General features: G+C 63.3%; 24 protein-coding genes and 1 tRNA gene. 14 read left to right on the top strand and 11 right to left on the bottom strand.

The features are described 5' to 3' along the window. The first annotated feature begins 165 nt into the window (after nucleotides 1–165). Entirely contained in the window at nucleotides 166–834 is a 669-nt protein-coding gene (locus NKJ18_RS05470) for a DUF2161 domain-containing phosphodiesterase (protein ID WP_023688243.1), read from the top strand. A 146-nt stretch (nucleotides 835–980) separates the two neighbouring features. Here NKJ18_RS05470 and NKJ18_RS05465 read toward each other — a convergent pair. The 3 genes from NKJ18_RS05465 to phaC form a co-directional block, all read right to left on the bottom strand. Next, nucleotides 981–1,055, bottom strand: a tRNA-Glu gene (locus NKJ18_RS05465). Between the two features lie 324 nt (nucleotides 1,056–1,379). Continuing rightward, a complete protein-coding gene (locus tag NKJ18_RS05460) occupies nucleotides 1,380–2,501 on the bottom strand; it encodes a YcbK family protein (protein WP_352757933.1) in 1,122 nt (373 codons plus the stop codon). Nucleotides 2,502–2,860: 359 nt separating this feature from the next. Further along, the gene (gene phaC, locus NKJ18_RS05455) at nucleotides 2,861–4,696 is read right to left on the bottom strand and encodes a class I poly(R)-hydroxyalkanoic acid synthase (protein ID WP_023744796.1); all 1,836 of its coding nucleotides are present in this window, start codon (nucleotides 4,694–4,696) and stop codon (nucleotides 2,861–2,863) included. Between the two features lie 97 nt (nucleotides 4,697–4,793). On the opposite strand from phaC, the gene NKJ18_RS05450 reads away from it, so the two are divergent. The 4 genes from NKJ18_RS05450 (at nucleotide 4,794) to recJ (ending at nucleotide 9,909) form a co-directional block, all read left to right on the top strand. Continuing rightward, nucleotides 4,794–5,204, top strand: a complete 411-nt coding sequence (locus tag NKJ18_RS05450) for a hypothetical protein (RefSeq protein ID WP_023667627.1) — start codon at nucleotides 4,794–4,796, stop codon at nucleotides 5,202–5,204. 90 nt (nucleotides 5,205–5,294) lie between these two features. Further along, nucleotides 5,295–6,512, top strand: coding sequence for an LL-diaminopimelate aminotransferase (locus NKJ18_RS05445; protein ID WP_023681615.1), 1,218 nt, complete (start codon nucleotides 5,295–5,297; stop codon nucleotides 6,510–6,512). A 50-nt stretch (nucleotides 6,513–6,562) separates the two neighbouring features. After that, nucleotides 6,563–7,876 (top strand): homoserine dehydrogenase, encoded by a 1,314-nt coding sequence (locus NKJ18_RS05440; RefSeq protein WP_023695460.1) that lies wholly within the window; start codon nucleotides 6,563–6,565, stop codon nucleotides 7,874–7,876. Nucleotides 7,877–8,124: 248 nt separating this feature from the next. Beyond that, complete coding sequence (recJ, locus tag NKJ18_RS05435; protein WP_023695459.1) at nucleotides 8,125–9,909, top strand: single-stranded-DNA-specific exonuclease RecJ; 1,785 nt, start codon at nucleotides 8,125–8,127, stop codon at nucleotides 9,907–9,909. A 15-nt stretch (nucleotides 9,910–9,924) separates the two neighbouring features. Here the strand turns inward: recJ and NKJ18_RS05430 are convergent, their stop codons facing one another. The 3 genes from NKJ18_RS05430 to folE all read right to left on the bottom strand — a co-directional run bounded on the left by NKJ18_RS05430 (nucleotide 9,925) and on the right by folE (nucleotide 12,110). Next, a complete protein-coding gene (locus NKJ18_RS05430) occupies nucleotides 9,925–10,896 on the bottom strand; it encodes a patatin family protein (protein WP_023667624.1) in 972 nt (323 codons plus the stop codon). Between the two features lie 84 nt (nucleotides 10,897–10,980). Further along, nucleotides 10,981–11,439 carry a phosphoribosyl-AMP cyclohydrolase gene (gene hisI, locus NKJ18_RS05425; protein ID WP_023695458.1) on the bottom strand — a complete coding sequence of 153 codons (459 nt, stop codon included), beginning with the start codon at nucleotides 11,437–11,439 and terminating at the stop codon, nucleotides 10,981–10,983. A gap of 35 nt (nucleotides 11,440–11,474) precedes the next feature. Next, nucleotides 11,475–12,110: a GTP cyclohydrolase I FolE gene (gene folE / locus NKJ18_RS05420; protein WP_023667622.1), complete on the bottom strand. Its 636-nt coding sequence runs from the start codon at nucleotides 12,108–12,110 to the stop codon at nucleotides 11,475–11,477. A 241-nt stretch (nucleotides 12,111–12,351) separates the two neighbouring features. On the opposite strand from folE, the gene NKJ18_RS05415 reads away from it, so the two are divergent. Further along, entirely contained in the window at nucleotides 12,352–12,798 is a 447-nt protein-coding gene (locus tag NKJ18_RS05415; protein WP_023691130.1) for an iron-sulfur cluster assembly scaffold protein, read from the top strand. Between the two features lie 52 nt (nucleotides 12,799–12,850). Continuing rightward, complete coding sequence (gene tolA, locus NKJ18_RS05410) at nucleotides 12,851–13,231, top strand: cell envelope integrity protein TolA (protein ID WP_023667620.1); 381 nt, start codon at nucleotides 12,851–12,853, stop codon at nucleotides 13,229–13,231. A gap of 27 nt (nucleotides 13,232–13,258) precedes the next feature. Here tolA and NKJ18_RS05405 read toward each other — a convergent pair whose 3' ends face one another. After that, a complete protein-coding gene (locus NKJ18_RS05405) occupies nucleotides 13,259–14,176 on the bottom strand; it encodes a LysR substrate-binding domain-containing protein (protein ID WP_352757932.1) in 918 nt (305 codons plus the stop codon). Nucleotides 14,177–14,270: 94 nt separating this feature from the next. Between NKJ18_RS05405 and NKJ18_RS05400 the strand changes: the two genes are divergently transcribed. The 3 genes from NKJ18_RS05400 to blaOXA all read left to right on the top strand — a co-directional run bounded on the left by NKJ18_RS05400 (nucleotide 14,271) and on the right by blaOXA (nucleotide 15,894). Beyond that, the gene (locus tag NKJ18_RS05400; RefSeq protein WP_352757931.1) at nucleotides 14,271–14,429 is read left to right on the top strand and encodes a hypothetical protein; all 159 of its coding nucleotides are present in this window, start codon (nucleotides 14,271–14,273) and stop codon (nucleotides 14,427–14,429) included. Between the two features lie 123 nt (nucleotides 14,430–14,552). After that, nucleotides 14,553–14,921 (top strand): membrane protein insertion efficiency factor YidD, encoded by a 369-nt coding sequence (gene yidD, locus NKJ18_RS05395; RefSeq protein WP_023667617.1) that lies wholly within the window; start codon nucleotides 14,553–14,555, stop codon nucleotides 14,919–14,921. A gap of 157 nt (nucleotides 14,922–15,078) precedes the next feature. Beyond that, nucleotides 15,079–15,894, top strand: coding sequence for a class D beta-lactamase (blaOXA, locus tag NKJ18_RS05390; protein ID WP_352757930.1), 816 nt, complete (start codon nucleotides 15,079–15,081; stop codon nucleotides 15,892–15,894). Between the two features lie 13 nt (nucleotides 15,895–15,907). Here blaOXA and NKJ18_RS05385 read toward each other — a convergent pair whose 3' ends face one another. Further along, a complete protein-coding gene (locus NKJ18_RS05385) occupies nucleotides 15,908–16,744 on the bottom strand; it encodes an SAM-dependent methyltransferase (RefSeq protein WP_023695453.1) in 837 nt (278 codons plus the stop codon). 207 nt (nucleotides 16,745–16,951) lie between these two features. Between NKJ18_RS05385 and thrS the strand changes: the two genes are divergently transcribed. Both thrS and NKJ18_RS05375 read left to right on the top strand, forming a co-directional pair. Beyond that, nucleotides 16,952–18,925 carry a threonine--tRNA ligase gene (gene thrS / locus NKJ18_RS05380; RefSeq protein ID WP_352757929.1) on the top strand — a complete coding sequence of 658 codons (1,974 nt, stop codon included), beginning with the start codon at nucleotides 16,952–16,954 and terminating at the stop codon, nucleotides 18,923–18,925. Nucleotides 18,926–19,010: 85 nt separating this feature from the next. Next, nucleotides 19,011–19,949, top strand: coding sequence for a lysophospholipid acyltransferase family protein (locus NKJ18_RS05375; protein ID WP_352757928.1), 939 nt, complete (start codon nucleotides 19,011–19,013; stop codon nucleotides 19,947–19,949). Nucleotides 19,950–20,007: 58 nt separating this feature from the next. Here the strand turns inward: NKJ18_RS05375 and NKJ18_RS05370 are convergent, their stop codons facing one another. Beyond that, a complete protein-coding gene (locus tag NKJ18_RS05370) occupies nucleotides 20,008–20,970 on the bottom strand; it encodes an RgsD C-terminal domain-containing protein (RefSeq protein WP_023735302.1) in 963 nt (320 codons plus the stop codon). Between the two features lie 165 nt (nucleotides 20,971–21,135). Here NKJ18_RS05370 and NKJ18_RS05365 point away from each other — a divergent pair, with 165 nt between their 5' ends. After that, entirely contained in the window at nucleotides 21,136–21,720 is a 585-nt protein-coding gene (locus NKJ18_RS05365) for a nitroreductase family protein (protein WP_023735303.1), read from the top strand. A gap of 104 nt (nucleotides 21,721–21,824) precedes the next feature. Then, nucleotides 21,825–23,726 (top strand): CASTOR/POLLUX-related putative ion channel, encoded by a 1,902-nt coding sequence (locus NKJ18_RS05360; protein WP_352757927.1) that lies wholly within the window; start codon nucleotides 21,825–21,827, stop codon nucleotides 23,724–23,726. On the opposite strand, the gene NKJ18_RS05355 is transcribed toward NKJ18_RS05360, so the two are convergent. Both NKJ18_RS05355 and NKJ18_RS05350 read right to left on the bottom strand, forming a co-directional pair. Beyond that, nucleotides 23,723–24,598 (bottom strand): HpcH/HpaI aldolase/citrate lyase family protein, encoded by an 876-nt coding sequence (locus NKJ18_RS05355; RefSeq protein WP_023753331.1) that lies wholly within the window; start codon nucleotides 24,596–24,598, stop codon nucleotides 23,723–23,725. The genes NKJ18_RS05360 and NKJ18_RS05355 overlap by 4 nt on opposite strands. After that, nucleotides 24,598–25,110 carry a MaoC family dehydratase gene (locus tag NKJ18_RS05350; RefSeq protein ID WP_460221791.1) on the bottom strand — a complete coding sequence of 171 codons (513 nt, stop codon included), beginning with the start codon at nucleotides 25,108–25,110 and terminating at the stop codon, nucleotides 24,598–24,600. The genes NKJ18_RS05355 and NKJ18_RS05350 overlap by 1 nt, the downstream gene beginning before the upstream one ends. Nucleotides 25,111–25,198 lie beyond the last annotated feature (88 nt).

Below are 25,198 nucleotides of genomic sequence, written 5' to 3'. Positions count from 1 at the left end.
GGTCATCGCCAAGGAAATCGTCGAGCGCTATGGCGGGACCGTCACGCCGGAGAACCTGCCTGACGGATGGCTTTTGCAGATGGTGGGATCGAGGCGGTTTAGCGCAAGCGTCGGCCTCTCGGCGATCCCTGTGCCGACCCGATCCGAATCGGCTATGCCTGCGCGATGCAGGAAACGTCTCTCTACATCCCGGTGAAGCGGTTTCTCGAGAGCCTGGAATTCACGGTGAAGGGCGAAGTCGGCCACTGCGATATCGTGGCGGTGCGCGACGGCGAGCCGCCTGTGCTGGTCATCTGCGAACTGAAATTGCAGTTCAACCTCGAACTGGTGCTGCAAGGTGTCGATCGCGCCGCGGCATGCGACGAAGTGTGGCTGGCCGCGCGCATGTCGGCGCGTGGCAAAGGCCGCGAGCACGACCGCCGTTTTCGCGCGCTGTGCCGGCGGCTCGGCTTCGGGCTTCTGGCTGTCAGCGGCAAGGGGGAGGTCGAATTGCTGCTCAGCCCGGCCGCTTTGCCGCCGCGTCGCGATCCAAAGCGGCGCTCGCGGCTGATGGAGGAACACCGGCGCCGGCGCGGCGATCCGGTGGTCGGCGGTGGCTCGCGAGCCCCGATCATGACTGCCTACCGGCAGGATGCGCTGGCCTGCGCCGCAGCCATGACCGACGGGCCGAAACGCCCGCGCGATCTGAAAGCGATTTCGCCGCGCGCGGCCAGCATCCTATTGGACAATGTCTATGGCTGGTTCGCCAGGGCCGAGCGCGGCGTCTACGCGCTGACCGAGGGTGGCCACGCGGCGTTACAGCGCTGGCCGCAGGTAGCGCACGACCAAGGGTGAGTGGCCGGAGATTGCCGCGAGCAGGCGCCGAGGGAAACCTCGGCACGGCAGCCGCTGTTCGCCGTTTCAACCGATGCGCCGCGCCACCCTTCCAGCCGCTGCTAGTTCGGCGGCTGCCGCGAGGCTTCCTGTTTTCCTGAAAGATCTGGTACGCCCAAGGGGAATCGAACCCCTGTTACCGCCGTGAAAGGGCGGTGTCCTAACCGCTAGACGATGGGCGCGCTCAGACGAAGCGGCTTATAATTGCGTTGTTGCCAACCGGCAACCCATCAGCCGCCAGATGCAGAAACTTTTTTCAAGAGGGGCGAAAACGGCCAGTTTGGTGAGCAAGCGCAGGTTTTCTGGCCTCGCGTCGTTGCACATCTTTGGACGAATGCGCCGCGCAGTCGTCATCCTCGCGTCTGCGCTGCGTCGCTGCGCTCCTTGCTTCGCCATAGGATGACGAAGTCGCGGGTGCCTCGGCTAATCTCGAACGTCGCTGATAGGTAATCGGAAAAAACGGCGGGCTGCTAACAGCCCCTCGGCCCGTTTGCCGAATGGGGATGCTACCCCCGCCGGCGGCAGCGCCAATTCCAGTCGCGCTCGGGGCCGACGTCGACGTGAACGGATTCGGTATGGCAGTAGGTGCCGACGCCACCGCGGCCGGGCATGGTTCGGATGTAGCTCGCCAGTTCCCATTTGGAGACGCCGGGAACCTGGATGTCGGCGGCGGCGCAATACATGTGCAGCGAATTCTTGGCGCCGTTGGCGCGCCGGTTGCGGGCCGGGTCGCGGTAGCCTGATGTGACCATCATCTTGCGGCCGTAATGGCCTTCGATGGTCTTCAGCACACGCACCAGCGACGGCTTCAGGCAGGCGACGTCGACGCTCTCGTTTTGCTTCAACAGGCCGTTGGGCGCCAGCCGGGCGAGGCCGGCGGCGGAAGCCACCTGATAGGCGCCGCCCGAACCCTCGTCCTCGTTCAGGTCGACGTCGCTTTCGTCGTCGAGGCCGGATTTGCGCTTGATCTCGAACAGCGCCGTCTGGCGCACGCCGGGCAAGGCATCGCTGCCGGTGATGTGGTTGCTCTCGTTGCCAAGCGAGGCAAGCTGCAAGGGCTTGTCGGCCGAACTGGCTGAGGCCAACGTGATGATCGGCTTTGCCGGGGCGGCCTTCTGGGCAGCAACCGCAGGCTGTTCGCCCGAGCGCGAGTTGACCAGCGGAGCAGGTGCCGCCGAGGTTGGCGTGGTGCTGAACAGTGAGGCCAGGAAGCCCTTCTTCGGCGTGTCGATCTGCTGGGGCGCGGCGGTCACGTAGACCTCGCCGGGCGCGGGTGCCGCGGCAGTCGGTTTCGGCGCGGTCACGCCGGCATCGGCGGCGGCGATCTTCTGCGCCACGGCGTCCGTTGCGGCCGCGGTCTGTGCTGACTGCTGCAGCGACTGCGGCGTCTGGCCGACAATGGTTTCGGAGCCGGCGGGAACATTGACCGGGAAGCCGGTGCCGGGCTTGGCCACCGGCACATAGGCGACCTGCTCGGGCAGTGTCGCATCGCCCGCTGCCGTCATCATCATCTGCGGCCCGGTGGATGTGACCTGCACGGTCGAATCGCCCGGCGCCGCAGGGCTGGCGCCGGAAGCCGCGGCGATGTCAGAAGCGGTCGCGTTGTAGCCAGGCATGCCGGCGGACATTGTGGGGTCGCCAGCGGAGGTGCAGGACGCCAGAAGCACGGAGAAAAGCGCTGCCGCTATAGTGCGACCTTCTCTCCCCGCGAGACGCGATCCTACTGATTTCAAAACTAGATTCCCCCTCGGTGTCCGGTCGGCCTGCTATTGGTGCGGCGTCGAAACGTTCACATCCAATAACCTTGTGTTCCCAAACCGGAAACGAGACTTGTGTCAATTCTGCAAGCCTCTGAATTATTTGCTCGTTGGAGGCCAATTGAGGCTTCTTGAAGGTTGACGACACCATTTCGCCCCGTTTTGCCGGCCCGTCAACTCACCAGACATTACATTCCGTTACACACAGGCACCTGCAAAAGGTGCCGGCGTTACACGCGGACCTTCACATAGGTGCCGGGGGCATCACCCAGGGTTTTCATATTCTTGCCCGGTTTGCGGGCCGGAACGAGGGTGTCGTCCTGGGTTTCGATCCAGTGCTGCCAGTGCGTCCACCAGGAGCCGGGATGCTCCACCGCCGAGGCGAGCCACTGGCCAAAATCGCCCGTCGGTTTGCCGCCGGTCCAGTACTGGTATTTCTTGGCTGCCGGCGGGTTGACGACACCGGCAATGTGGCCGGAACCAGCCATCACAAACTCGACGTCGCCGCCGAAATATTGCGAGCCGAGAAACACCGAAAGGGCCGGCGCGATGTGATCTTCCTTCGACGCCAGGTTGTAGACCGGGATGGTGACGTCGGCCAGCGACACAGTGCGGCCGGCGAGTTCCATCACGCCACGAGTCAGATTGTTCTCGAGATAACAGTTGCGCAGGTAGAAGGAGTGGTTGGCGGCCGCCATGCGGGTGGAATCGGCGTTCCAGTAGAGCAGGTCGAAGGGAAGGGGATCCTTGCCGCGCATGTAATTGTTGATGACATAAGGCCAGATCAGGTCGCCCGAGCGCAGCATGTTGAAGGCGGTCGCCATCTTGGTGCCGTCGAGGTAGCCCTTTTCGTTCATCGATTTCTCGACCGCTGCCACCTGGTCCTCGTCGACGAAGACTTTCAGGTCGCCGGCATGGGTGAAGTCGACCTGCGTGGTGAAGAAGGTCGCCGATTTGATGCGGTTGTCGCCTTCCTGTGCCAGCAGTGCGAGTGCGGCCGCCAGCAGCGTGCCGCCGACGCAATAGCCGATGGCGTTGACCTCTTTCTCGCCGGTCGCCTTCTCGATCGTGTCGAGGCCGTATTGCAGGCCTTCCCGTATGTAAGCTTCCCAGCCCTTGGCGCCGTGCCGCTCGTCGGGATTGATCCAGGAGATGACGAACACGGTATGGCCTTGCTCGATCGCCCAGCGGATGAAGGACTTTTGCGGGTTGAGATCGAGGATGTAGAACTTGTTGATCCAGGGCGGGCAGATCAGCAGCGGGCGCTTGAGCACCGTCTCCGTCGTCGGATCGTACTGGATGATTTCGGCGACATCGCTGCGCCCGACCACCTTGCCGGGAGATGTCGCGACGTTCTTGCCGATCTCGAAGGGCGAATAGTCAGCTTGTCTCAGCTTCAGGTCGCCCTTGCCGGCGGCGATGTCTTCGGCCAGCATCTTCATGCCGCGCACCAGGTTTTCGCCATTCGAGGCAACGGTTTCTCGAAACAGCTCCGGATTGGTCAGGATGAAGTTCGACGGCGAGATGGCATTGGACACCTGCTTGACGTAGAAGCTGGCCTTATGGCGGGTGTGATCGTCGAGGCCTTCGGCGTGCTCGACCAGGTCGGCCGCCCAGCGCGAGGTGACGAGATAGGCCTGTTTGAGGAAATCGAAGAAAGCGTTGCGACCCCATTCGGGGTCTTGAAAACGCTTGTCGCCGCGCTCGGGCTTGACCGCATCTTCGGGCGCCTCGGCATTCGGGCTAACCTTCTGGATGGCGTTGCCCCAGACCGTCATGTAGCCGGCGAACAGTCGCGTCTGCGCTTCCAGCGCGCGTTGCGGGTCGGCCAGCCAATATTCGCTGAGCTTGGAAAAGGTTTTTACCATGTCGACCACGGGTTCGGCGACATGATCGCGCACCTCGCCCTTTTCGCGCGGCTCGGCCCAGGCGGAGGCGGCTTTGCCGGCCTGCTCGACCATGCGCGCCATGTTCAACGCGAAGCGTTCCGGGTCTTTCACCAGATATTGCTCGACGGTCGAAGATTGATCATCTTCCGCTTTGCTCGAATCAGGTGTTTTGGACATGGCTCGCGGGGTTCCTCCCGAGGCGTTTTCTTGACATATTATCATGGGACATCTGACCGGGTCCAATGCGCTGTACCCCGGCTGCCAGGAAAACAATATGACGATTAACACCGGCGAGACCATTTTTTCGGGGGCAGGCCGCTTTTGCCGCATCGCGGTTGCAATCGCCTGTCTGGCGCCAGGGCTGCTGGCGGCAAGTGGCTGCACGAGCGCCAACACCGGCAACGGGATGAATGTCGGCCTGACCCAGGGCGCGCAGGACACCGGCTCTTATCCCAATCTCAACATCCCACCGCAGGTGGCGGCAAAGCAACTCACCCCTGAGGAGACGCAGGCCAAGCTTGCCCAGTTGAAGGGCGAACAGCAGGGGCAAGTGGCCAAGGGCGGCGGCGGTGCCCCGTCCACCAGCCCGGCGGCGCTGAATTCGCTGGCGAAGAACCATGGCAAGGACACGCTGAAGCAGATCGAAGCCAAATGCGATCCCGCCCTCGACCCTACCTGCAAATAAGGCTATATCGCGCGCCGAAAGCGGTCTTTGCCAAGGGCGCCTAGCCAAACCAACTGTGCTGAAGCCAATCTTAAATCGTCTGGAACTGACATGGAAGAATTTCACAAGGTCCGCCGGCTTCCGCCCTACGTGTTCGAGCAGGTCAACCGGCTGAAGGCCAGCGCCCGTTCGCGCGGCGCCGACATTATCGACCTTGGCATGGGCAATCCCGACCTGCCGACTCCGAAGGCGATCGTCGACAAATTGTGCGAAGTGGTGCGCGATCCGCGCACGCATCGCTATTCCTCCTCGCGCGGCATCCCAGGTCTGCGCCGCGCCCAGGCCGCCTATTATCAGCGCCGTTTCGGCGTGAAGCTCAATCCCGACACGCAGGTGGTGGCGACGCTCGGTTCGAAGGAAGGCTTCGCCAATATGGCGCAGGCGATCACCGCGCCGGGCGACGTGATCCTGTGCCCCAACCCGACCTATCCGATCCATGCTTTCGGCTTCATCATGTCGGGCGGCGTCATCCGTTCGCTGCAGGTCGAGCCGGATGACGGCTTCATCCCGGCGCTCGAGCGCGGTGTCCGTCATTCGATCCCGAAGCCACTGGCATTGATCCTCAACTATCCGTCTAACCCGACGGCGCTGGTCGCCTCGCTCGATTTCTACAAGGACGTGGTCGCCTTCGCCAAGAAGAACGACATCATCATCCTGTCGGACCTTGCCTATTCGGAGATCTATTTCGACGGCAATCCGCCGCCTTCGGTGCTGCAAGTGCCGGGCGCCATCGATGTCTGCGTCGAGTTCACCTCGATGTCGAAGACCTTCTCCATGCCCGGCTGGCGCATGGGCTTTGCCGTCGGCAACGAGCGGCTGATCTCGGCGTTGACGCGGGTGAAGTCCTATCTCGATTACGGCGCCTTCACGCCGATCCAGGTGGCGGCGGCGCATGCGCTGAATGGCGACGGCGCCGACATCGCCGAAGTGCGCGAGGTCTATTTGAAGCGCCGCGACGTCATGGTCGATGCCTTCAGCCGCGCCGGCTGGACCATTCCGGCACCGGCTGCCTCGATGTTCGCCTGGGCGCCGATCCCGGAGCCGTTCAAGCATCTCGGCTCGCTTGAGTTTTCCAAGCTCCTGATCGAGCACGCCGACGTGGCGGTGGCGCCGGGCATCGGCTTTGGCGAGCATGGCGACGATCACGTCCGCATCGCGCTGGTCGAGAACGAGCACCGGATCCGGCAGGCGGCGCGCAACATCAAGCGCTTCCTGGCGTCCAGCGCCAAGCAGCCGAACAATGTGGTGCCGCTCGCCGCGCATCGCTAAAGTCGCCGCACATCTTATTCGAGCAGATTTTTTGAGGGGCGTCGCCGGGCATGGCTGAAGCGTTGCGTGTTGGAATTGCGGGTCTGGGTACGGTCGGCGCCTCGGTGGCGCGCGTGCTGCGCGACAAGGCAGCGGAGCTGACGCGCCAGTGCGGACGCGATGTCATCGTCACGACCGTTTCCGCGCGCGATCCCAAGCGCGACCGTGGCGTCGACCTCAGCGCCGCCAAATGGTTCGACGATCCGATCAAGATGGCGCAGGCCGCCGATATCGACGTCTTCGTCGAACTGATCGGCGGCGACGAAGGGGCAGCGCGCGCGTCGGTCAAGGCAGCACTTGAAGCCGGACGTCATGTCGTCACCGCCAACAAGGCGCTGTTGGCCAAGCACGGCGTGGCGCTTGCCGAAATCGCCGAGAAGAGGGGCGTGCTGCTCAACTACGAGGCGGCAGTTGCCGGCGGCATCCCGGTCATCAAGACGATGCGCGAGGCGATGGCCGGCAATTCGGTCACCCGCGTTTTCGGCATCCTCAACGGCACCTGCAACTACATCCTGACCCGCATGGAGGCCGAGGGCATCTCCTTCGACGAGTGCCTGAAGGACGCGCAACGGCTGGGCTACGCCGAAGCCGATCCGACTTTCGATATCGAGGGCCATGACACGGCGCATAAATTGTCGATCCTGACCAGCCTGGCCTTCGGCACCAGGATCGCCGCCAACGACATCTACATGGAAGGCATTTCCAATATCAGCCAGGCCGATATCCGCGCCGCGGGCGACCTTGGCTACCGGATAAAATTGCTCGGCGTCGCGCAGCGCACCGACAGCGGCATCGAGCAGCGTGTGCACCCGACCATGGTGCCGACCGCGTCGGTGATCGCACAGGTGCATGGCGTTACCAATGCGGTGGCCATCGAAACCGACATTCTGGGCGAACTGCTGCTCTCCGGCCCGGGCGCCGGCGGCAACGCCACCGCGTCCGCCGTGGTCGGCGATATCGCCGACATCGCAAAGAGCCGGCCGGGCTTCCAGCACGGTCCGGTGTTCGGCCTGCCGGCCAAGGAACTGCGCCCCTACAAGAAGGCGCAGATGCGCAGCCATGCCGGCGGCTATTTCATCCGGCTGACCGTGCACGACCGCATCGGCGTCTTCGCCGCGATCGCCAAGCGCATGGCGGACAACGACATTTCGCTGGAATCGATCGTCCAGCATGCCGTCAGCGGCGAGACGGACGCGCAAAAGACGGTGATCCTGGTCACCCACGAGACGACGGAAGCAGCGGTGCGCAAGGCTGTCGACGGCATCACCAAGGACGGCCACCTCACAGACAAGCCGCAGGTTATCCGCATCGAGCGTGCGGGCTAGGCCAAGTCATTTTTCTCCTTTAACCGATTGATGCTGCTGCTGAAAATGGTTTCGGACGCCATAATGCTCTCTCTCTTTGATTTGGAGCCGGATTGAGATTTCAGGTCGAACCCACCAGTCATCATCGGGTTCTGGCGGAGGCGTGAGCCGCGAGATCAAGGCGCGTCACCAGGAGGTGGAAAAGTTGAGACTTTCCTGTTTAGCCGTCGCATATTGCCGGAAATGACAATCTGTAGACTACGCCTCCTATGACGGGCGACAAACGCTTCTTCCTCGACGTCAGGCAGTCGGCGACCGGTGTTTCCTGGGAACACCGGTTGAGCGAGCGGCAGGACATGACTGCGCTGGCCATAGCGCAGGGCCACGGCGTGCCCGACATTGTGGCTCGCGTGCTCGCCGGGCGCGGCGTCACCGCGGACCAGGCCGAGCGCTTCCTCGATCCGACGATCCGCAATCTGTTGCCGGATCCGGCTTCGCTGACCGACATGGGCAAGGCTGCGACCCGCATCGCCGAAGCGGTCATGGCCAAGGAGAAGGTGGCAATCTTCGGCGACTACGATGTCGACGGCGCCGCCTCTTCGGCGTTGCTCAAGCGCTTCCTGACGCATTTCTCGGTGCCTTCGGAGATCTACATTCCCGACCGCATCTTCGAGGGCTACGGCCCCAATCCGGAGGCTATGCGCGAACTGGTCTCGCGCGGCGCGACGCTGATCGTCACCGTCGATTGCGGCACCAACAGCGCTGTCTCCATCGATGCCGTCAAGGCCGCAGGCGCCGATGTGGTGGTGCTCGACCACCATCAGGTCGGCGGCCCGCTGCCGGAGGCGACCGCGGTCGTCAATCCCAATCGCGAGGACGACCTTTCCGGGCAAGGCCATCTGTGCGCCGCCGGTGTCGTCTTCCTCACTCTGGTGCAGACGGCGAGGGTCCTGCGCAGCCGATTGCCCGACGCAGCGCCACCGGACCTGTTGTCGTTGCTCGACTTGGCGGCGCTGGCCACGGTTTGCGATGTGGTGCCGCTCATCGGCGTGAACCGCGCTTTCGTCGTCAAGGGACTGCAGATGGCGCGGCAGCAGAAGAATGAGGGGCTCGCCGCACTGGCGCGGGTGTCCCGCATCGGTGAGCCGATAAGCACCTTTCATCTCGCCTATCTGATTGGGCCGCGCATCAATGCCGGCGGCCGCATCGGCGATGCAGCACTTGGCAGCCGGCTGCTCGCCACCGACGATCCGGTTGAGGCCGGGACCATTGCCGAGACACTCGACCGGCTCAACCAGGAACGCCAGCAGATGGAGCTGGAGATGCTGGCAGCGGCGCGCGCCGAGGCTGACGCCGAACTTGCCGGCGGCAACGGGCCGGCCATCATCGTCACCGCCAGCACCAATTGGCATCCCGGCATTGTCGGCTTGATCGCCTCGCGGCTGAAGGACCATGCGCGGCGGCCGGCCTTCGCCATCGCCTTCAACGCCAATGGCATCGGCACCGGCTCTGGCCGTTCGGTGTCGGGCTTCGATCTCGGACGGCTGGTGCGCGCAGCCGCCGATGCCGGGCTGATCGTCAAGGGCGGCGGCCACGGCATGGCCGCCGGCATCACGGTGGAACGCGCCAAGCTCGGCGAACTCCGTGCTTTCTTCGAGGAGCGCGCGGCGGCCGAAGTGTTCCGGCTGCAGGACGAAGAAAGTCTGGCCGTCGACGGCGCGCTCGCCGCCGAGGGCGCGACGATTGCTTTGCTCGATGCATTGGAAAAGGCCGGGCCTTTCGGCGCCGGCCATGTCGCGCCGGTGTTCGCGCTGCCGCGCCATCGGCTGGCCGACGCGCGGGCTGTCGGCACCAACCACATCCGGGCTGATCTGCAGTCGGAAAGCGGCGGCCGCATCCAGGGCATCGCCTTTCGATCCGTCGATACCGCGCTGGGCGAATTCCTGTTCAAGAACAGGGGCAACACGATCCATGTAGCCGGCTCGCTGTCGGGGAATTATTGGAACGGCAACCGCACGGTGCAGTTCCGCATCACCGATGCGGCCAAAGCCTGACATTGCCGAACTGGTTTAAGCGAGAACCGTCTGCAGCCGCTTCAACTCGCTGATCTGCGCCATCGTCGCCTGGTAACCGACGCTGATCGCCTCATCCGCGCGGTGGAATTCGGTCAAGCCGATATGGCTGAGTTTCGGTTGCAGCGACATGTCGGGCGGATCGCCCGCCAGCCTTGCGCGTGAAATCCGGTCCTGGATGATGTTAAAGGCTTCGACCATGACGCCGGTGATGCCGAGACGGCTCTGGTGCGGCTGGTGGTCGGGGCTGGCCTGGCCTGGCCGGGGCGCGTCCTTCTCGATGAGCAGTTCGCCGGCGCTGTGCTTGATGACGGCGGCGCGGCCGAACAGATCGTAGTGAAGGTTGACCGCGACGACCAGCGGCTGCTCGTAGGCGCGGCAGACCGAAACCGGAACCGGGTTGACCAGCGCGCCGTCGACCAGAATGCGGCCGTTGCAATTCACCGGTTCGAACACGCCGGGCAGCGCATAGGAAGCCCGCATCGCGGTGATCAGCGAACCGCTGGACAGCCAGATCTCATGGCCGGTGCGAATTTCGGCGCCAACGGCGACGAAGGGTTTCGTGAGATCCTCGAAGCGGATGCCTGCCATGTGCTCGCGCAGCCTGACGTCCAGTTTCATGCCGCCGAACAGGCCGCTGCCGCGCAGATTGAGATCGAGCAGGCCGAAGATGCGCCGCTTGGTCAGGCTGCGGGCGAACTCCTCGAGTTCGTCCAGCTTGCCGGCGAGATAGCAGCCGCCAACCAGCGCGCCGATCGAGGTGCCGGCGATCATCGAGACTTCGATGCCGGCTTCGTCGAGCGCGCGCAGCACGCCAATGTGCGCCCAGCCGCGTGCGCAGCCGCCGCCCAGCGCGAGCGAAATGCCTGTCTTGCCCGCGGGTTGCGGGTCAGGCACCCCGCCGGACGATGAGGGGCCATTGGCCTCCCGCACGTCCGGTCTGCTACGCAATGACGCCCACTCGAGCATCATGATCTCCCTTGTCCCGCGTCCGTTCTACAGGAAGGACGTTTGAGAATAGTGAATATGAGTGGTTTGCGACTGTTGAATGGTTCACGCGGGCTTCCGATAGGTTTTTTCCGCATCGAACAGCGGCGTGCTGCCATCGTCGGCAAGCGTTGCCTTGCCGCCGATTAGCCCCACCGTCCGATAAAAACATGAACGCCGGCCGGTGTGACAAGTTGCGTCGTGGCCCAACACTTTGACGCGCAACCATATGGCGTCCTGGTCACAATCCGTGAGCATCTCGACGACGGTCTGAAAATTGCCTGATGTTTCGCCCTTCTTCCACAGCGTGCTGCGCGAGCGCGACCAGTAGTGCGCGATGCCGGTTTCGAGCGTCAGCGCCAGCGCCTCGGCATTCATATGCGCGACCATCAGCAGCATACCGTCAGCGGCGTCGGTGACGACGACGGTGACCAGCCCGGCAGCATCGAAGCGCGGGGAAAACACCGCGCCTTCTTCGAGAGCCTTCTTGTCTGATGGAGCCTTGGGAAATGTTAGTGCCGACATCGCCGGTCCTTGATCTAGCGATGCCGGCGAGAGGCTTACGCCCCGAGGCCGCGCACCATGGTGACGAAACGGACCTGTTCCTCGGGCGTGTCCTTGAACACGCCGGTGAAGGTCGAGGTCAGCGTGGTGGAGCCCTGCTTGCGGATGCCGCGCATGGCCATGCACATATGCTCGGCCTCGATCATGACGGCGACACCGCGCGGATTGAGCACGTCCTGGATGACGCCGGCGATCTGTGCGGTCATGGCCTCCTGAGTCTGCAGGCGATGGGCGAAGATATCGACCACACGGGCGATCTTGGACAGGCCGACGACCTTGCCATCCGGGAGGTAGCCGACATGCGCCTTGCCGATGATCGGCACCATGTGGTGCTCGCAATGCGAGTGGAACTGGATGTCCCTGACGATGACGAGATCGTCATAGCCGGCGACTTCCTCGAAAGTGCGGCCGAGCTCTTCGGCCGGGCACATGTCATAGCCGTTGAACATTTCGAGAAAGGCCTTGGTGACGCGCTTGGGCGTGTCGATCAGGCCCTCGCGGTCCGGATTGTCGCCGGTCCAGCGCAACAGCGTGCGCACGGCGGCCTCGACCTCGGCTTCGCTCGGCCTGTCGGTGACCGGCTTGTCCAGATAGTCGGAAGGGGGCATTATTTTCTTGATGACGGCATCCATAAAGGCGTCTCCCGTAGTTCCTCTCTCAGGAGGAACGAGTTGAACGGACCACGACCTTTCGGGTGCTGAAAACTCGCCCGGTTTCCAGCCCGCAAGCGGCGTGAACGAAATGGGCAAGGACGATGGCTTTGCGTTGCCTTGTCGATACCCGACTGCCACCATTATATATGCTCGTACGCAGCGAATGAAAGACGGTACAACGGCAATCGCTGTTCGCTTGGCGGCGACGGATTGGAAAAATATGATTGACGACGTCTACAATGCGAAAATTCTGGGATTTGCCGGAAACATCGCCCGCGTCGGCCGGCTCGATCATCCGGATGCGACGGCCAAGGCCCATTCCAAATTGTGCGGCTCGACGGTGACCATCGACCTCAAGATGGACAATGGCGTCGTCACCGATTTCGCGCATGACGTGAAGGCCTGCGCGCTCGGCCAGGCCTCGTCCTCGATCATGGCTCAACATGTCATCGGCGCCAGCGCCGACGAATTGCGGGCGGTGCGCGACACCATGCTGAAGATGCTCAAGGAAAACGGCGCGCCGCCGCAAGGCCGCTTTGCCGATCTGAGATATCTGGAGCCGGTGCGCGACTACAAGGCGCGCCATGCCTCGACCATGCTGACCTTCGATGCGGTCGTCGATGCCATCGGTCAAATCGAGAAGAAACGCGCAGAAGAAGCAGCGTGACATAGCGCGGGCTTCGCGCAGGACATGACGGAGGAAGTGTTTGCATTGGTTGATGGTGGCTTCGGGCCTTGTGGTTTCGCTGGTCACGAGTGGCTATGCTGCCGGCGCAGAAAACGCCTCGCAGCAGAAGGCTGCCGCCTACCTCGCTGACAAGCTGGCTGGCTGCTGGATTATCCCCGTCGGCGACGAACTTGTGGCCACACGCGTCAAAATCAGCTTTAACCGGGATGGTTCGCTGGCGGCGCCGCCGAAGGTACTCAATCTTGCAACAGAACCACAGGGCAAGAAGTTCGATGACAGCGCAGTTCGGGCGATTACCCGTTGTGCGCCCTTCATTGGCCTTGCGATTTATGCCGATAGCTACCAGGCTTGGCGCGAGACGACGGTCAATTTCGACGGCCGAGTGATGTCATCCGGCGCGCAGCAGAAATAGAACCGAGGGCTTAAGAAGCACGACGGCTTAGGTCTGCTGTTCCTGCGCCCGTCTGCTTTCGGCAAATTCGCTTCTCACCCAGTCGGCAAAGGCCTTAGCCGGCTCCGGCAGGTCCTTCAAACTCCTGGCCACCAGCCAGTAGGCGCCGGATGCGACGTCGATGTCGAACGGCTTGATCAGCGCGCCGGACGCAATCTCCTCGCCGATCTGCAAGAGGTCGCCCAGCGCCACGCCGTGGCCGAGCAGGGCGGCCTGCTTCGACAGCGACACATCCGCCAGCATAGGGCCGCGCGCCGGAATGGCGTCGGCGGCGACGCCAGCCGCTTCGAACCAGCGCGCCCAGCCCTGACGATTTTCCTCGTGCAACAGCGTGTAGCGGGCAAGGTCGAGCGGCTTTTCGAGGGCAGGGCCCGATCCCAGCAAGGCAGGCGACAGGACCGGTGAATCGACGGTCGAGGCTAGCCATTCGGCCTCGCTGCGCGGCCATGAGGTGGCGCGCGCGCTGAAGCGCAAGGCGAGTTCGGGCTGATCGCTGCGGAACTCGATCGGCCTTGGGTCAACTTCGAGGGAAACGTCGATATCGGGCCGCAACTGGCTGAAGCGGTTGAGCCGCGGCAACAGCCATACCGAGGCCAGCGACGGCTCGACACTGACGCGGACCACCGACTGCGCCGGAACAGCCACCAGGTCCGAAAGCAGCCTGTCGATGTCATCGAAACTCCTGACCGGCTGATCGAGCAGGCGCTGGCCGGCCTCGGTCAACTCGACGCGGCGGTGGTGACGGTGGAACAAGGGCTGGTGCAGGAACTGCTCGAGTTCGCGGATCTGCCGACTGATGGCGGCCTGCGAGACGAACAGCTCCTCGGCGGCCCGGCTAAAGCTCAATTGCCGGCCGGCTGCCTCGAAACTTCGCAACGCCGTCAGGGGCAACCGTCCGCGCTTCATTTCGCATAACCCGAAGTTATCCGAACCGGAAATTATACTCGTTTGAAGGCGAAGGCCAGCGGGCGTCTAATCCGCTCTTAGAGGAGACACGGACATGATCCAGTTTCTGGAAATCTCTGGCGATGTGATGCGGATCGCGACGTTTCAATGGCGTGGCGACAGGCAGCATCATGTGCAGCGCACCGAGCAAAGGCCGGCCACCCGCTGGGCGGCTCCAGCGGAGCGGCATCCCTTTCGCCGCTCGCGACCCTGAAGCCGACAAAGAGGCGAGTGAGTGAAGAGGATTGCGTTTGCCGGCCGAAGCTCACATCTATCGGTTTGGAAACGCAAGCTGACCCGGAAGCCGGTTTCGGGTCGCGTTCGGAAAGAGACTGCGGTGGGCGACCAGCATCGGCATGTGCATGCCGCCGGACGGACCCGGCGCGGGCGCAACTGGCCCGGTCCCTGGCGCAAAACACCCGGCCGCATTTTCGGCACGTCGCTGGTGCGCCTCTATCAACTGACGCTGTCCGGATTTGTCGGCAATTCCTGCCGGCATCTGCCGACCTGTTCCGAATACGCGCATGAGGCGATCGCCCGCCATGGTCTGTGGGCCGGCGGCTTCATGGGGCTGTTCCGCGTGCTGCGCTGCGGCCCTTTCGGTTCGCATGGCATCGATCGCGTGCCGGAGGTACTCGATCAGCGCTATGTCTGGTTCATGCCATGGCGTTATTGGCAGATCGGCAGGAAGCGCGGCGAGGCCTGACGGCGGGCGCGCTGGTCCCTGATCCAGATCGCCAGCGCGGCATTTCTTTACAATCCGGTAAGGTTAACAACGGGCTGCACAAAGACTGCGCATTTGAGTCAAAATCGAGCCAAGACACTTCGCTAAGCGCCTCCTGTTCATTCCCAGGAGAGCCCACATGCGTCGGATCGAAACCCATCCCTTCATCATTGCCGCGGTCCTCTTCCTGCTGGCCTGGTTTCTGGGATTTCCGATGCGGGCGCAATCGGCGCCGCTTGGCGATGTCGCCTGCACGCTTATCCAGGACGCGGCGAGCGGCGAGACGCTCTATCAAAGCGGCGTCTGCGACCAACGCGTCAGCCCGGCGTCGACCTTCAAGGTGCCGCTGGCGCTGATCGGCTACGACAGCGGTATCCTGAGCGATGCGCATACGCCGACCTGGGACTACAAGCCTGAATTCAGGGCCGTGAGCCGCGACCACAAAGCCGTCGACCCGACTATCTGGGAGCGCGACTCGATCGTATGGTATTCGCGCGAGATCGTGCGCCGGCTCGGCGCAAAAAGCTTTGCCCTCTACGTCTCGAAATTCGGCTACGGCAACATGGATGTCTCGGGCGATGCCGACAAGGACAACGGGCTCACGCAATCCTGGATAAATTCCTCGCTTGAGATATCGCCGGTCGAACAGACAGCCTTCCTGCGCCAGCTGCTCGCCGGCAAGATGCCGGTTTCTGCCAAGGCGCATGAGATGACCCGAGCCATCCTGCCGACTTTCCAGGCCGGCGGCTGGACGGTGCGGGGCAAAACCGGCAGCACCAGGCTGGGAAACAGCAAGGACAAGCGCGCGCTGGGCTGGTTCGTCGGCTGGGCCGAAAAGGGCGGCCGCCGGATCGTCTTCGCCCGGCTGGTCGTCGACACCAAGCCGATCGACATGCCGAAAGGCCCGGCGACACGCGCGGCGTTACTGAGGGAGTTGCCGCAACTGGTGAAGTGAACTTGCTTTAGCTTCAAGTGCTCCGGCGGGCACGAAGGATGTGGCCGCCGGAATTCCTTGTCTCCGCCTTTGGCGTCCTGGAGAAGCGGGCGGCGATGTCGCTGCTTTCCAGATCTTCGATCTCATCGAAGCCGAGCTCGCGCAGCGATTGCGCCAGTGCCGCGGGCACGAAGAAGCTGATCCAGGGCTCTCCGGCAGCGGCGACGCGCGCCGCATGGAAAGAGAGGGCAGCCTGTCCAGCCGCATCGCGGTTCTCGGCCGGCTCGCTGTAGTCGAAGACGACCTCCGAACCGGGCATGCCGGCAATCCAGGACAGGGTGCTGAAGATTGCGTCCTGGCTCAGATACGGAACGACACCCAGCCAGATGAAGAAACTGGGCTCGGTCTGCCGCAAACCGGCCGATGCCAGGCCATCCGCGGGGCGCTGGCGCTCGAAGTTGACCGGCACGAACATGGTGGCCCGCGGTTCGGCAAGACCAGCATCGGCGATGCATTTCCGTTTCCAGGCCTGTGTCGCCGGGTGATCGACTTCGAACACCGCGACATCAGGGTACGGATTGCGCAGCGAGAAAGTGTCGAGGCCGGCGCCGAGCACCACCACTTGCTGGACGCCCCGGCGCACCGCCGCAGCCAGCCAGTCCTCGGCGAGGCGGGCGCGCGCTGCCACGAACAGGCGCATGCGCCGGCTGCGCTCACCTTCCTGCTCGAGCTCCTGCACCGTCGGTGCGGCATCGCCCAGTATCGCACTCGCATATGGGTCGCGAAACAGCGCCGCCTGCTGCGAGAACTGGTGGAGGGCCCGCATGCGCGCGACGCCCAAGGCGGTTCGGCTGGATTTTGCGTCTTCCATGCCGGGGATTCCAACCTCGTGTCGGGGAAATTCGCAAGCCTGTGCGACTGGCCTGCGACATCTGTCGCGCCATTTCCTGACAGCTGCGCCAACGACGGCTCTTTACCTGATGCCGCGTGGCCTCTAAAACCCGCCCGCTGCCGGATGCCTCCGGCTTCACACCACGACCACCCGCGCTCGTTTGCGGGACTGGATAGGAGATACCCGATGCTGAATTCCGTTTCCCTGACATTTCCCGATGGCTCCGTCCGCGACTATGACGCGGCGATGACCGGTGCGGGCCTCGCCGAATCGATCTCGAAGTCGCTGGCCAAGAAGGCTGTCGCCTATGCCATCGACGGCACCGTTCGCGATCTTTCCGACCCGCTTGGCAAGTCCGGCAAGGTCGAGATCATCACCCGCAGCGATCCGCGCGCGCTGGAACTCATCCGTCATGATGCAGCACACGTGCTGGCGGAGGCCGTGCAGGAACTGTGGCCGGGAACGCAAGTGACCATCGGGCCGGTGATCGAGAACGGATTCTATTACGACTTCGCCCGCAACGAGCCGTTCACGCCTGACGATTTCCCGGTGATCGAAAAGAAGATGCGCGAGATCATTGCGCGTAACAAGCCGTTCACCAAGGAAGTCTGGTCGCGCGACAAGGCGAAAAAGGTCTTTGCCGAGAAGGGCGAGCGCTACAAGCTCGAGCTGATCGACGCCATTCCCGAAGACCAGGATCTCAAGATCTATTCCCAGGGTGACTGGTTCGATCTCTGCCGCGGCCCACACATGGCCTCGACCGGCCAGATCGGCAACGCGTTCAAGCTGATGAAGGTGGCCGGCGCCTATTGGCGAGGCGATTCGAACAACCCGATGCTGACCCGCATCTACGGCACGGCCTGGGCCGAGCAAGCTGAACTCGATGCCTACCAGACGATGCTGGAAGAGGCAGAGAAGCGCGACCACCGCAAACTCGGCCGCGAGATGGACCTGTTCCATTTCCAGGAAGAGGGGCCGGGCGTCGTCTTCTGGCACGCCAAGGGCTGGAAGATGTTCCAGAATCTGGTCAACTACATGCGCCGCCGCCTCGACGAGCAAGGCTACCAGGAGGTCAACGCACCGCAGGTTCTCGACAAGAGCCTGTGGGAGACGTCGGGCCACTGGGGCTGGTATCGCGATGCCATGTTCAAGGTGACGGTGGCCGGCGACGACACCGACGACGACCGCGTGTTCGCGCTGAAGCCGATGAATTGTCCGGGCCACGTGCAGATATTCAAGCATGGGTTGAAATCCTATCGCGATCTGCCCGTAAAGCTTGCGGAATTCGGCAATGTGCATCGCTACGAACCGTCCGGCGCCTTGCACGGGCTGATGCGCGTGCGCGGCTTCACGCAGGACGATGCGCATATCTTCTGCACCGAGGAGCAACTGGCCGCGGAATGCCTGCGCATCAACGATCTGATCCTGTCGACCTACGCCGATTTCGGCTTCGACGATGTCAGCGTGAAGCTGTCGACGCGGCCGGATAAGCGCGTCGGCACCGACGAGGCCTGGGATCATGCCGAGGCGATCATGGGCAACGTGCTGGATACGATCAGGACGCGATCGGGAAACCGCATCAAGACCTCGATCAATCCGGGCGAGGGCGCTTTCTACGGGCCGAAATTCGAATATGTGCTGAAGGACGCCATCGGCCGCGAATGGCAGTGCGGCACCACGCAGGTCGACTTCAATCTGCCGGAACGCTTTGGCGCCTTCTACATCGGTTCGGATTCGGAAAAGAAGCAGCCGGTGATGGTGCATCGCGCCATCTGCGGTTCGATGGAACGCTTTCTCGGCATCCTGATCGAGCATTATTCCGGCCATTTCCCGCTGTGGTTCGCGCCGCTGCAGGTGGTTGTGGCGACGATCACCTCGGATGCTGACGACTATGCGCGAAAGGTTGTCGCACAGTTGAAGGCGGCAGGACTTTTGGCCGAACCGGATCTGCGCAACGAGAAGATCAACTACAAGGTGCGTGAGCATTCGCTGGCCAAGGTTCCTGTGATCCTCGTCTGCGGCAAGCGCGAGGCGGAGGAGGAGACGGTCAACATCCGCCGGCTTGGCTCGCGCGATCAGGAATCGCTCAAGCTGGCCGACGCGCTGAAGCTGCTTTCCGACGAGGCTGTTTCGCCCGACCGAAGGCGCAACGCGGCCTGAGCAATCAATATTTCGGAGAAATGGCGGTGGAGCGATCCACCGCCATTTTCACATGCCTGTCACGCCAACCTTGTAACGAGCCCCCATGCTCAAGCTGAAGATACGGGAAAGACCGTTTCCCGAACTCTCCTACGCCAATGCGAGCCAGCCGGCGCTGACGCGCTGGTTCATCCATTCCATTGAAGGTCTGTCGGGGCGCGACCGGTATGCCGCGCTCTATGATTTCTGGCGCCGCCAGGTGGCGCCGACCGGCGAGCGGGTGTTCAGCCGCATGCTGCAGCTGATCGACGTCAAGGTGCGCAGCACCGATCAGTGGCCGCCGGCGGGGCTGCCCGACACGCCGCTGGTGATCGTCGCCAACCACCCGTTCGGCATTGGCGACGGCATTGCCGTGCTGTCGCTCGTCGAGCAGCTCGGGCGTCCGTTCCGCGTCATGATCCACAAGGATCTGCTGAAGATCCGCGAGATGGAACCGTACTCGCTGCCGATCGACTTTTCCGAGACCAAGGACGCGGTGAAGAACAACATGGCGGTGCGCCACGAGGCAGTGCGGCTGTTGAAAGAGGGCGTCACCATCGTCGTATTTCCGGCCGGCGGCGTCGCCACCGCGCCGAAAGGCTTTGGCCGGGCGCGCGACCTGCCGTGGAAGATGTTTCCGGCGCGCCTCGTGCAGGACGCCAAGGCGTCGGTGGTGCCGATGCATTTTTCCGGGCAGAACGGCCGGCTGTTCCATCTGGTCAGCGGCCCGATGAACATGGGGGAGCGCGAAGGAAGGCTGGCGAAATTCGTCGGCAAGGCGTCGCTGACGTTGCGCCTTTCAATGCTCATCCGCGAATTCGCGCGGCTGTCCGGCAAAGCGATCGACGTTCGCGTCGGCAACGTACTGCGCTGGGATGAGCTGGAGCCGCTGCGCGACCGCAAGACCTTGCTTGATCGCCTTCATCGCGGCGTCTTCGATCTGGCGCCCGACGCGCCGCGCGGCCGGGTCCACTTCCTGCAGCGCCGCCTGCGCAAGGCCGCCTGACGTAGCCCTGAACTACCACTTCAACTGAGAGCCAAACCGAGGCCAATGGGCGCGCCGGTCAGTCGGCGCCTTCCTCGGGATCGATGGCCGAGGCTTCGGTGGCCAGCACCTCGATCTCCTGGTTCTGCCCAGCGACCACGGTGAAATCCTTCTGGTAGATGCGGTCGCGGTTCTTGGCGATGATGGTGTATTGGCCTTCGGCCAGCACCATCGAGGCGAAGGCGCCGACGGCCTCCTTGATCGGATCGCCGGATTCGTTGAGCAGCGACCAGGATGTATCGGCGATGGCCTCGCCGCCGGTCTCGCGCACCAGCTTCATGGTCTCCTCCGCCGCGCGATGCTCGACGGTGGCTTCGGTCAGCTTGCCGGCTTCGACACGGATGTCGGAGCGAATAACGGCATTGACCGCGCCATAGGTGGAGACGACATGATAAACGCCGGCGTTGAGCCGCACGACGCTGTTCGGCTCGACATCGGGAATGATCAAAGCGCGGTCGCCATTGGCCTCGGCGGTGCCCTCATAAATGGAGAAGCGCAGTTTTTTCGGCGGAATACGCACGCCGCCCGACAGCACCGCGTCGAGCTTGAGGCCGCCGGCATCGAGCACCAGGCTTTCGCGCCTGGCGTCCTTGCCGACGGTGATGCGCTTGGTGGCGCCGGCGCGTCCGTAGGAGGCGTGGACCAGATAGCTGCCGGGCTCGAGCTGGAACACAGCGCTGCCGCCATGCGCGGAAGCCACCATCGGCAGCTTGCCGTCGCCGGCGGCCTCGGGCTTGAAGACGCGCCAGACGATGCCGCGCGTGATGTCGGCGCCCTTGTCGGTCAACTGCGCCGACAGCGTTATGGCGCCGCCGCCACTGAGCGCCAGCGGCGTCTCGCCCTTGGGCGTCGCATAGCTCGAAATATCGGGAAGTTTCAGATTGCCGATGCCGTCGGCATTCTGCGCCATGGCCATTGACGCCGGCGCAAACAGCGCTACGGCGAGCCAAATCAGGAAAAGGCGCGATGTCCCCTCAAACATGCCTTGCGTTGAAGCCCAAGGCGGTGGCAATTTCAAGGCTTAAGAGTCCGACCACCTTGGCAACAGGTTCTTTCGTCCGGCGCGCCCGCGCCAATGCCCGAGCCGCCCCGATCCGCAATGGCGCGCTTCAGCTCAAAATCGAGTGCTTTAGGAGACCTGGCCCCCATGGCGTCGCCGATCATCGACTTCCTGCTGACCCGAAACTCCGCACCGATTCCTGAATTGAAGGAACCGGCGCCCAGCGATGGCGATATCGCGACCATGATCGCGGCTGCAAGCCGTGTGCCCGATCACGGCCGACTGGAGCCGTGGCGCTTCATCCTTTATCGCGGCGAGGCGCGCGTCGAGATCGGCAGGAAGCTGGCGGCGCTCGCCGAACAGCGCGAAGGGCCGCTGCCGGAAAACCGCCGCAACCAGGAGCTTGCGCGGTTTTCCCGCGCGCCGCTGGTGATCGGCGTGGTGTCGGTTCCGAAGGACAATCCAAAAATCCCGCAATGGGAAATGTTCCTGTCCGGCGGCATGGCGGCGCTGAACCTGATGATCGCGGCCAACGCGCTGGGCTATGGCACCAACATGATCAGCAACTGGTATTCCGACGTCGCGGAGGGCAGGGCGATCCTGGGGCTGGCGCCGCAGGAGCGCGTCGTCGGCTTCATCCATGTCGGCTCCTACCAGGGCCCGGCGCCGGAACGGCCGCGGCCCGATCCGGCAAAGCTCTATGCCGATTATACTGGGCCGTGGAACGGCTGACACCCGAAAGCGATTCCCCTTTATTTAAACACAGGCTAAGACAGCGGCTTGGCGATGCGTGGGGTTGGCGCATCGATCATAGGATATTGGGGGTCGCCGGCGACATGAAGAAACGAGACTCGCTGCGAACCCGGCTGCGCTATGGGTTTGACAAGAGCATGGCGGCCGGGCCGATCGCGCTGATCGGCTGGCTCGCCGTCACTTCGCTGCTGATCATCATCGCCGCCGCGGCTTTCCTTGCGGTGACCCGCATCGCGCCGGAGGGCGGCGAACCGCTGAACTTCTTCGAAGCATTCTGGGAATCGCTGATGCGCACGCTCGATTCCGGCACGATGGGCGGCGACACCGGCTGGGCCTTTCGTCTCGTCATGCTGTTTGTCACGCTCGCCGGCATCTTCGTCGTGTCGGCCCTCATCGGCGTGCTCAGCGCCGGCGTCGACAGCAAGCTCGATGAATTGCGCAAGGGCCGTTCGCGGGTGCTGGAGAGCGACCACACCATCATCCTCAACTGGTCGCCGTCGATCTTCGACGTCATCTCCGAACTCGTCATTGCCAATGCCAGCCGCCGCCATCCGCGCATTGTCGTCATGGCCAATATGGACAAGGTGGCGATGGAGGACGAGATCGCCGCCAAAGTCGGCAGACTGGGCAATACACGCATCATCTGCCGCAGCGGCGACCCGACCGACCTCTACGATCTGGCCATCATCAACCCGCAGACCTCGCGCTCGATCATCGTGCTGTCGCCGGACGGCGACGACCCGGATTCGCAGGTGATCAAGACGGTGCTGGCGCTGGCCAACGACCCGAACCGGCGCACGGCGCCCTATAACATCGCCGCCGAGATCCGCGACGGAAAGAACGCCGAGGTCGCCCGCGTCGTCGGCGGGGCCGAGGTACAGCTTGTCCTGGCCGACCAGCTGATCTCGCGCATCGTCGTGCATTCGAGCCGGCAGTCGGGTCTCAGCGGCGTCTATTCGGAGCTGCTCGATTTCGACGGCTGCGAAATCTACACGACCGAGCAGCCTGATCTCACCGGCAAGACCTTCGGCGAGGCAGTGATGGCGTATGAGCATTGCGCGCTGATCGGGCTCTGCGACCAAACCGGGCGCGTCAATCTCAACCCACCGTCGGAGCTGGTGATCGGCAAGGACATGCGCGCCATCATCATTGCCGAGGACGATGCCGCCATCAAGCTGGGAAGCGCGGCGGCCAAGATCGATACCGCGGCGATTCTTCGCCATCAGCCCATTGAGGCGAAGCCGGAGCGCACGCTGATCCTTGGCTGGAACCGGCGCGGTCCGATCATAACCTATGAACTGTCGCGCTATGTCGCGCCTGGTTCGATCCTGACCATCGCCGCCGATACGCCAGGCCTCGAACAGGAAGTTGCCGGGCTGCCGGTCGTCGGCGACAATCTGTCGGTTTCCTGCCGGATCACCGACACGTCGAGCAGCACAGCACTGGCAAGCCTGGACGTGCCTTCCTACGACCACGTGCTCGTCCTCGGCTACAGCGAGACCATGGCAGCGCAGCCCGCCGATACGCGCACGCTGGTGACGCTGCTGCATTTGCGCAAAATCGCAGACAATGCCGGCACGCATATCTCGATTGTCAGCGAAATGATCGACGTGCGCAACCGCGAGTTGGCGGCGGTGACCAAGGCCGATGACTTCGTCGTCAGCAACCGGCTGGTCAGCCTGATGCTGGCGCAGGCATCGGAGAACCAGAATCTCGCCGCGATCTTCGATGACCTGCTCGACGAGGAGGGCTCCGAAATCTACATGCGTCCGGTCGGCGACTATGTCGCCATCGACCAGCCGGTGACGTTCTGGACGATCGCGGAATCGGCGCGCCTGCGCGGCGAGATCGCCATCGGACACAGGCGCGTTCGCGCTGCGCAGAGTGATGAGCGGGCTCTGGGCGGCGTCACCGTCAACCCGTTGAAGTCGCAAGCGCTGGCCTACCTGCCTGAGGACCGGGTCATCGTGCTGGCGCGGGACTAAACCCCGACTGCCTTGGCGCGAGCCAGAAGCCGTTCGGCGAGCCTGAGATGCGGCCGGTCATACATCTTGCCGTCAATGCCGACCACGCCGGGATTTCCGGCCGCCTCGAAGGCCGCGACGATGGCCTGCGAGCGTTGCACTGCCTCCGCCGATGGCGTGAAGGCGGCGTTGATGACCGGCACTTGCGCCGGATGGATCGCCATCTTGCCGGTAAAGCCGTCACGCTCGGCCTCCGTGCATTCGGCTTCGAAGGCGGCCATGTCGCGAAAGGCGGGGAAAACCGTGTCGATCGCCGCGACTTCAGCTGCGCCGGCGGCAAGGATGGTCATGGTGCGGGCAAGGCGGAAGACATCGGTGTAGCGGCCGTTGTCGTCGCGCGCAGCCTGCGCGCCGATCGCCGCCGACAGATCTTCGGCACCCCAGGTGAGGCCGGCAAGCCTGGCGCTTGCCCCGGCATAGGTCGCGGCGGCCAGCAACCCAGCAGCGGTCTCGGTAATGATCGGCAGGATCTTGATCGCGCCATCCGGCAATCCGTTTTCGGCCTCATGTACGCGGAGCTTTACGGATAGCTGCTGGACATCCTGGCCGCTGTTCGACTTCGGCAGCATGATGCCGTCGGGTTTGACCGGAACCAGGGCGGCCAGATCGTCGTCGGTCAACCCGGTCGAGAGATCGTTGACGCGGATATAGATGGCGGAGCTTGTCTGCTGCCGGTTGCCGCCGATAAAGCGTGCCGCGATGTCGCGTGCCGACGCCTTGTTTTGTGGCGCCACGGAATCCTCAAGGTCGACGATGACCACGTCGGCGCCGGCGCCAAAGCCTTTGTCCAGCTTCTTTTCGGAATCGCCGGGCACAAACAGCAGCGAGCGCATCAGGCCGCCTTTTTCATCATCATCGCCTGGCGCGTGCATTTGGCGACGAGCACATCGTTCTGATTGTAGGCGCGATGCTCGAACTCGACGATGCCGCGGTCCGGCTTGGATTTCGATTCCCTGACCGAGATCACAGTCGTTTCGACACGGATGGTGTCGCCATGGAAGACCGGGTGCGGAAACACTGTCTCCCTCATGCCGAGATTGGCAATTGTGGTGCCGACGGTGATGTCATTGACGGAAATGCCGATCATCAGGCCGAGCGTGAACAGCGAATTGACCAGCGGTCTGCCCCATTCGCTCTTGGCGGCGAAGTCGAAGTCGATGTGCAGCGGCTGCGGGTTCAGCGTCATCACCGAGAACAGCATGTTATCGCTTTCGGTGACGGTCTTGCGCAGCGTGTGCCGAAAGACATGTCCGACGACGAACTCTTCGAGATAAAGCCCGGGCATCGTTTTTCTCCTCCGCTGCCTGACGGTTGATAGGCGCTGCCCATGCCACCCGCAAGCCAGTTAATAAACATGGTGAACCGTTCGTAAACCATTTCTGCCTAGGGTCATTCCTGGGGCCGGAAGCTTTCCGGCAAGGGGCGTAGCAGGC

Origin of the sequence: Mesorhizobium sp. M0217, from assembly GCF_040321955.1 — a bacterium.
Lineage (GTDB): Bacteria > Pseudomonadota > Alphaproteobacteria > Rhizobiales > Rhizobiaceae > Mesorhizobium.
This window is presented reverse-complemented; position numbering and strand designations above follow the sequence as displayed.